Consider the following 6,673-nt stretch of genomic DNA (forward strand, 5'->3'; position numbering starts at 1 on the left):
GCCCGGATGTGCCGGGCCGGCGGCCGCCGTGGGGGTGCCACTCGAGTGACCGGTCCCGTGGGGGTACTGCGCGCCTTCCCCGAAGGCGCGCCCCCATGCGCATCGCCCGTGAACCACTCGCACATCGCCCGCGCATCGCCCGCGCATCGCCTCGGCGCGCTGGCCCGACCGGGTGACCCGTGGCGGAGCGCGGAGCTACTGCGTGCAGACCGTCTTGCCGGTGGCGAGGGTCGCGCAGGCCTTGGCGTCGGCGGCCGATCCGACGGCCAGCATCGGCGTGTACGCGTCCGTGTCGGCCTTCCCGACCAGGCCCTTCTTCGAGGACTCGGTGCCGGACTGCAGGACCACGCTGTCCCCGGGGGCCGCCCCCTGGACGCGGGCCCAGGCCGCCTTGCACGTCTTGCTGTAGCGGACCTGGACGACGGTCGTGCCGGACCTGATCTCCGCCCCGTTGGCCGCGAGGTCGCCGCCGCAGCCCATGGCCTCCGGGTCCTTGCCGGTGCAGCTGTCCCCCACGCACTCGACGCCCGCGGGCAGCTTCGGCGCGCTGGTCGTCGGGGTGGGCGTCGGCTCGTCGGCCTGGTCGCCCTTGTCGCCGCCGTTGAACAGCACGTCGGCGAGGGCGGCGACGAGCGCCACGCCGACGACGCCCGCGAGCACCATCGTGATCCCGCGCCGGCCGCCCCCGCCGCCCTTCCCGTTCCCGTTGCCGTTGCCGCGGCGGCCCCCACCGCCGGGCGCGGCCGGGGCCGCGGGCTGCGCGGAGGGGCCGAAGCCGTCGCTGCGGGAGCCCATGGCCGGCGAGACGCCCGCCGGGCCCGCGACGCCGGTGGGCCGGGCCGCGGTGGCGCTGCCGCCCCGGCCGCCGCCCTGGGCCGCACGGCCGCCCGGCGCGTCACCCCCGAACTCTCCCAGGGCCGCGCGGGCCTGGGAGATGCGTATCGCCTCCATGGTCATGTCGTGGCGCATCTCGGAGCGGCTCCAGGCACGCTCGGCGAGCTCCCACATGGTGGTCAGGTGCATCGGATTGGTGCCCGTGACCTCGGCGAGCGCGACGATCGCGCCCTTCGGCGGGAGCAGCCGCCCGTTCAGATACCGCTCCCACGAGGTCTTGCTGTAGCCCGTGCGGTCCGACAGTGCGGCGATCCCGAGCCCGCTGCGGTCGACCAGCCGGCGCAATTGGCTGGCGAACTCCTTGACCTGCGGATCGAGTTCGTCCGGTAGCGCCTTCCAACGAGGCATTGCCTTCCCCCTATTCCCCCCGTTACGTGCCTGATTCCCCCGCGCCGCGCCAACGCTTCGGCCCCCACTGCCTACCCATTGGGATGCGGGTAGCCAGGATGTCAGTTCCCCGGCAGGGGGCGCACGGGGGCATCCGGCCCCGCCCGCGCCTCGGTGCGCCCCCGCACGCCGCACCGGGTCCGGGACGTCCGGGACGATCCCGATTTTCCAGGCTATGTGCGCGATCCGCCCCCGTGCGACAGAATCCCCGAACCTGCCCGGGGATCACCACACAGGGACGGACTCGCTCCGTTCGTCACCGGCCGGTCAGCGCACGGTGAAGTGCAGGGTGTCCTGAAGGAAGGGGATCTTCAGCCACGGATCGGGCTGCGCCATGAGCGCGAGCAGCACGATGACGGCCCCGAGGATCCCGTAGGTCAGCAGGTCGGTGAAGCGGGAGCGCACGGCGAGCATGCCGACGCTCGGCAGCACCCAGCGCAGCACGGCCCCGCCGAGCAGCGCGACGCCGACCAGGATCGTGCCGATCCGGAACAGGTCGAAGGCCGTCAGGAGCAGCCCGAGGCCGGTCACCGCGAGGACGGCGATCAGCGGCCACTGCCGGGCGGGCGCCGGGGAACCGCCCGGGGCGGCGCGGCCGCCGCCCTCGGGGCGCGCGGTGTCGCGGGTCCACCGCGGGAAGCGGCGCGTGCCGTGCTTCTCCCCGCCGGTGGTCACGTCAGCCGACACCGTTCGCGTTCCGCTCCGCGGCCTCGACCACGTTGACGAGGAGCTGGGCGCGGGTCATGGGGCCGACGCCGCCCGGGTTCGGGGAGATCCAGCCGGCGACCTCGGCGACGCCGGGGTGCACGTCGCCGACGATCTTGCCGCTCTCGTCGCGGGAGACGCCGACGTCGAGGACGGCCGCGCCGGGCTTGATGTCCTCGGGCTTGATCAGGTGCGGCACACCGGCGGCGGCCACGACGATGTCGGCGCGGCGCAGGTGGGCGGCGAGGTCACGGGTGCCGGTGTGGCACTGGGTGACCGTCGCGTTCTCCGACTTGCGGGTGAGCAGCAGCGGCATGGGGCGGCCGATGGTGACACCGCGACCGACGACGACGACCTCCGCGCCCTTGATCTCCACGCCGTGCTCGCGCAGCAGCGTGATGATGCCGTACGGGGTGCAGGGCAGCGGGGCCGGCTCGTTCAGGACGAGGCGGCCGAGGTTCATCGGGTGCAGGCCGTCGGCGTCCTTGGCCGGGTCCATCAGCTCGAGGATGCGGTTCTCGTCGATGCCCTTGGGCAGCGGGAGCTGGACGATGTAGCCGGTGCAGGCGGGGTCCTCGTTGAGCTCGCGGACGACGGCCTCGATCTCCTCCTGGGTGGCCGTGGCCGGCAGCTCGCGCTGGATCGAGGCGAGGCCGACCTGCGCGCAGTCGCGGTGCTTGCCCGCCACGTACTTCTGGCTGCCGGGGTCCTCCCCCACGAGGATCGTGCCGAGGCCGGGCGTGACGCCCTTCTCCTTCAGCGCCGCCACGCGGGCGGTCAGGTCGGACTTGATCGCGGCTGCGGTGGCCTTGCCATCGAGAATCTGGGCAGTCATGCGGCCATTGTTCCAGGGCGGCCGCCGTTCACCCAAGTTGCACTTGCACAACGGCCCCGGGAAGCGGCTGGACAGGGGCCCGGTCCGTTGAGAAGCATGATCGGCACCGCTCTCTCCTTGTCGTCCCCGGAGGAAAACCCGCCATGAGTTTCGGCGACCCGAACAACCCCTACGGCCAGCAGCCGCCCCAGGGCAACCCGTACGGACAGCAGGCCCCACAGGGCGTGCCGCCGCAGGGTTACGGCCACCCGCAGCAGCCGGGCCAGCCCTACGGCGCCTACCCGCAGCAGCCGGGCGGCCCGATGGGCCCCGGCGTCCCGCCGCTCGCCTCGATGGGCCGCCGGTTCGGCGCCCGCATGATCGACGGCGTCCTGTTCTTCGTCCTCTACGCGGTCTTCCTCGCTCCGAAGTTCACCGACCTGATCGACACGGTGACGGCCTGCGACGCGAGCTCCCCCACGTACGACACGTGCGTGAACGACGCGGTCTCGGACTTCCAGTCCGGGATCCTGCCGGTCGCCGGTCTGTTCATGGTCCTGGTGCTGGCCTACGAGGTCCTGATGATCGCGTTCGTCGGCGCCACGCTGGGCAAGCTGGCCGTCGGCATCCGCGTCCTGAAGGCGGACGACGGGCAGAAGCCGGGCATCGGCGGAGCGTTCCTGCGCTGGGTCATCCCGACCGTCGGCTCGTTCGCCTGCGGCATCGGCCAGCTCCTCGTCTACCTGTCCCCGTTCTGGGACAAGTCCGGCCGCATGCAGGGCTGGCACGACAAGGTCGCGAGCACGGTCGTCGTCCACGTCAAGGGCTGAACCGCCCGAGGCCCACAGGTGGCCGCAAACGCCCCTACGTTCGGGGGGTTTGCGGCCATCGGTCTTATCCGGGCCCGCCCTCTTCCCTACCCTGAGCCGCGAAACCGTCGGAGAAATCCGAGGAAATCGGGGGAAGGTGGGCCACCACCATGCACAGTGTCATCGTCGTGCCCGCGCCGGACACGGGGCCGCGGGAGCAGTTCCGGCTGGGGCCGGGCGAGCGTCTGCGCTTCGGGCGCTGCGACCGGAGCAACGACCTGACGTTCGCGCACGAGGGCGTGTCGCGCGTCGCGGGCGAGATCACCGCCCAGGGCACCTTCTGGGTGCTGAGCAACCTCAGCTCCCGGCAGACCTACGTGGTGGAGAACCCGGAGGGCGCGGGCGAGCACATCAAGGTCGCCGCGGGCCGGCTCGACGCGCCGGTGCCCTTCGAGTTCTCCCGGGTCGTGCTGCCCGCCGCGGGCGACCTGCTGCCGTTCGAGGTGTGGGCGCCGCGGCACGACTACGCGCGGGGCGCGGACCGGGCGGGCGAGGGGGCGCCGACCGCGCCCGCGTTCAGCCTGGACCCCGGCAAGCGGTACTTCGCGGTCCTGGCCGCACTGTGCGAGCCGCGGCTGCGCGGGCAGCCGCACGCCGCGCTGCCGACCGTCGACCAGATCGCCGAGCGGCTGCGCCCGACCTGGCCCGCGTCGAGCCGCTCCGCCGTGCAGTGGAACATCGACTACCTCGCGGTGAAGCTGCGCCTGAAGTCCGGCCCCGACACCTGGGACCCCGGCCCGCGCCTGAACGGCAAGCGGGAGTCCCTCGCCTCCCTCGCCCTCCGCTTCGACCTCGTGCGGGAGGACGACCTGGCGGTGCTGAGCGGCGGCCCGGGGCGCTCGTGAGCGGGTCCGGGGGCGCCTTCGGGCACACGGTGCGGGTGGCGAAGGGGTTCCGGCTGGGCCACTGGGAGGTGCGCGAGCCGCTGGCCTCCGGGGCCTTCGGCACGGTGTACGCGGCCCGCCGCGCCCGGCCGTCGGACACGCTGCCGCGCACGGCCGCGCTGAAGTTCCTGCCGACCGGCACCCGCACCCCGCGCCAGCTCTCCCACCTGCGGGAACTGGCGGACCGTGAGGTGCAGCTGCTGCGCCGGCTGCGCGACACACCCCGGCTGGTGCGGCTCTACGAGACCCTCACCGTCGACGCGCCCGACCAGCCCGGGCTCGACGGCGCCACCGTCCTCGTCCTGGAGCTGGCCGAGGGCTCGCTGGCCGGGCTGCTCGAGCGCGCACCGGCCCCGCCGCACGGCCCCGAGCTGCTCGCCCAGGTGTGCCAGGGGCTGGACCAGCTGCACCGGGCGGGCTGGGTGCACGGGGATCTGAAACCGGCCAACGTGCTGCTGCTCGCCGACGGTTCGGTGCGCCTGGCCGACTTCAACATGGCGGCCGAGCTGGACGGCACGCACGCGTACACGCCGGCCTTCGCGACGCCCGACTACACGCCGCCGGAGCTCCTGTGGGCGGAGATCGGCGAGCGCGGGCAGCGGATCCGGGCGACGGCGGACATCTGGGCGTTCGGCGTTCTCGCCCATCTGGTGCTCACCGGCGCGTTCCCGCTGCCCGGCGGCACGCCCGCCGCTCGCCGCGACGCGGCGGTGCGCTACGCGCGGGGAGGCGACGAACTGCGGCTCGCCCCCGGCGTCCCCGACGCCTGGCGCGGCATCGTCACCGACTGCCTGGCCCGCACCCACGCGGAGCGCGCCGCCCTGGACGCGGCGGAGCTGCTGCGCCGGGTGGAGGCGGTCACGGGCGTCCGGTCCGCGCGGCGGCCGCGCGGACCGCGCCGGCGCCGGGTCCTGGCCTGGGCTGCGGGTGCGGTCGTGGCGGCGCTCGCGGCGGGCGGGGCGACGCTCGCGCTGACCGGCGGCGGCCTGCCGGGCGGCGCTCCGGGCGAGGACCGGAAGGCCGCCGCCCGGTACGGCGCGGCCGAGCTGCGCACCGACGCGGGTGTCCCGGTGCGCTATCGGAAGCTGATCGTGGACGCCGCGCACGGCTGCCACGAGCCGGAGGTCACCCCCGCCCTGATCGCCGCGATCCTGAAGGCGGAGAGCGGCTTCGACCCGGATCTGTCCGACCCGGCCAAGGACGAGTACGGGATCGCCCGCTGGACCCCCTCCGTCCTCTGGTACTGGATCGACCCGCGCCGCAGACCCCAGGTGATCAAGGATCTGCGGCCGCCGTTCCCCCCGGACGTGTCGATCCCGGCGGTCGGCCGGTACACCTGCGACATCGCCCGCCAGCTCGCCCCGCCCGGCCGGGTCGAGGGCGAGCGCGGCGTGCTCGTCGCGGTCGGCTACCGCACCTCCGCCGGGACGGTGAACAAGGAGGGCGGTGTGCCCGACCGGGTCCGCCCGTACGCGGACCGGGTCGGGCACTGGCTCAAGGCGTACACACCGCCCGGGGCCGGTCAGTAGCAGTTGCGGATCTTCCAGACCGGGCCCCAGTCGTAGCTGGTGGACTGGGCGTCGACCGGCACGTTCTTCAGGACGTTGCCGGACTGGCCGTAGAAGGTGGCGGTCGCCCGGTCGCCGGTCTGGAAGTTGGCGTAGCCGCCGTTGCCCTTGAAGTAGGACAGCGAGTAGGTGTGGCACTCGTAGAGCTTGAACACCTTGTACTGGCCCTTGTTCGGGTCCCAGGTGCGCACGCACAGGTTGCCGGTCGGGCAGGTGTAGCCGGGGCCGTCGCTGTAGAAGTACGGCGCGGCCGGCGACACGCTCGGCGAGGCGGCGGCGACCCGCTCGGCGCGGGCCGGGGACGCGGGCGAGGCGGTGGCGGTGGGCACCAGGCTGACGGCGGCGACACCGGCGGCGGTGGCCGCGGTGCCGAGCAGGAGACGAAGACGCATGAGCTGAACTCCCCGTGGTCGTTCGGGTGTTGCGGTCGAGTTCATCCTGCTCGCGGCGGCGCCCGCTGACAGCCTCGGAGGTCCGAGGGTCCGTCCGGGGGACGGTGGGCAGAGGTGTTGGGCCCCCCCGGGGGGGACCGCGGGGCCCCCCCCCCGCAAA

At 74.0% G+C, this 6,673-nt stretch carries 7 protein-coding genes; 3 read left to right on the forward strand and 4 right to left on the reverse strand.

Annotation, left to right across the window (positions count from 1 at the left end; all coding sequences use genetic code 11):
- Nucleotides 1-195: 195 nt before the first annotated feature.
- The 3 genes from ACFW9D_RS37440 to ACFW9D_RS37450 all read right to left on the reverse strand — a co-directional run bounded on the left by ACFW9D_RS37440 (nucleotide 196) and on the right by ACFW9D_RS37450 (nucleotide 2,821).
- Nucleotides 196-1,242 (reverse strand): DUF2690 domain-containing protein, encoded by a 1,047-nt coding sequence (locus tag ACFW9D_RS37440; protein WP_384629866.1) that lies wholly within the window; start codon nucleotides 1,240-1,242, stop codon nucleotides 196-198.
- Nucleotides 1,243-1,548: 306 nt separating this feature from the next.
- Nucleotides 1,549-1,968 carry a DUF3017 domain-containing protein gene (locus tag ACFW9D_RS37445; RefSeq protein ID WP_188337290.1) on the reverse strand — a complete coding sequence of 140 codons (420 nt, stop codon included), beginning with the start codon at nucleotides 1,966-1,968 and terminating at the stop codon, nucleotides 1,549-1,551.
- A complete protein-coding gene (locus ACFW9D_RS37450; protein ID WP_188337291.1) occupies nucleotides 1,958-2,821 on the reverse strand; it encodes a bifunctional methylenetetrahydrofolate dehydrogenase/methenyltetrahydrofolate cyclohydrolase in 864 nt (287 codons plus the stop codon). The genes ACFW9D_RS37445 and ACFW9D_RS37450 overlap by 11 nt, the downstream gene beginning before the upstream one ends.
- Nucleotides 2,822-2,964: 143 nt before the next feature.
- Between ACFW9D_RS37450 and ACFW9D_RS37455 the strand changes: the two genes are divergently transcribed.
- The 3 genes from ACFW9D_RS37455 to ACFW9D_RS37465 all read left to right on the forward strand — a co-directional run bounded on the left by ACFW9D_RS37455 (nucleotide 2,965) and on the right by ACFW9D_RS37465 (nucleotide 6,082).
- Complete coding sequence (locus ACFW9D_RS37455) at nucleotides 2,965-3,630, forward strand: RDD family protein (RefSeq protein WP_188337292.1); 666 nt, start codon at nucleotides 2,965-2,967, stop codon at nucleotides 3,628-3,630.
- A 149-nt stretch (nucleotides 3,631-3,779) separates the two neighbouring features.
- On the forward strand, nucleotides 3,780-4,514 hold the full coding sequence (locus ACFW9D_RS37460; RefSeq protein WP_223205984.1) for an FHA domain-containing protein: 735 nt from the start codon (nucleotides 3,780-3,782) through the stop codon (nucleotides 4,512-4,514).
- Complete coding sequence (locus ACFW9D_RS37465; protein ID WP_384629869.1) at nucleotides 4,511-6,082, forward strand: protein kinase; 1,572 nt, start codon at nucleotides 4,511-4,513, stop codon at nucleotides 6,080-6,082. Before ACFW9D_RS37460 ends, ACFW9D_RS37465 begins: the two co-directional genes overlap by 4 nt.
- Here the strand turns inward: ACFW9D_RS37465 and ACFW9D_RS37470 are convergent.
- Entirely contained in the window at nucleotides 6,076-6,513 is a 438-nt protein-coding gene (locus ACFW9D_RS37470; protein ID WP_384629871.1) for a hypothetical protein, read from the reverse strand. The genes ACFW9D_RS37465 and ACFW9D_RS37470 overlap by 7 nt on opposite strands.
- Nucleotides 6,514-6,673 lie beyond the last annotated feature (160 nt).

This window comes from Streptomyces sp. NPDC059524, assembly GCF_042749255.1.
Lineage (GTDB): Bacteria > Actinomycetota > Actinomycetes > Streptomycetales > Streptomycetaceae > Streptomyces > Streptomyces xanthii.

What these genes read in the sequence shown, in the direction of transcription:
- ACFW9D_RS37455 (WP_188337292.1), top strand. Translation starts at nt 2,965, where the DNA reads ATGAGTTTCGGCGACCCGAACAACCCCTACGGCCAGCAGCCGCCCCAG.
- ACFW9D_RS37460 (WP_223205984.1), top strand. Translation starts at nt 3,780, where the DNA reads ATGCACAGTGTCATCGTCGTGCCCGCGCCGGACACGGGGCCGCGGGAG.
- ACFW9D_RS37440 (WP_384629866.1), bottom strand. Translation starts at nt 1,242, where the DNA reads ATGCCTCGTTGGAAGGCGCTACCGGACGAACTCGATCCGCAGGTCAAG.
- ACFW9D_RS37470 (WP_384629871.1), bottom strand. Translation starts at nt 6,513, where the DNA reads ATGCGTCTTCGTCTCCTGCTCGGCACCGCGGCCACCGCCGCCGGTGTC.
- ACFW9D_RS37450 (WP_188337291.1), bottom strand. Translation starts at nt 2,821, where the DNA reads ATGACTGCCCAGATTCTCGATGGCAAGGCCACCGCAGCCGCGATCAAG.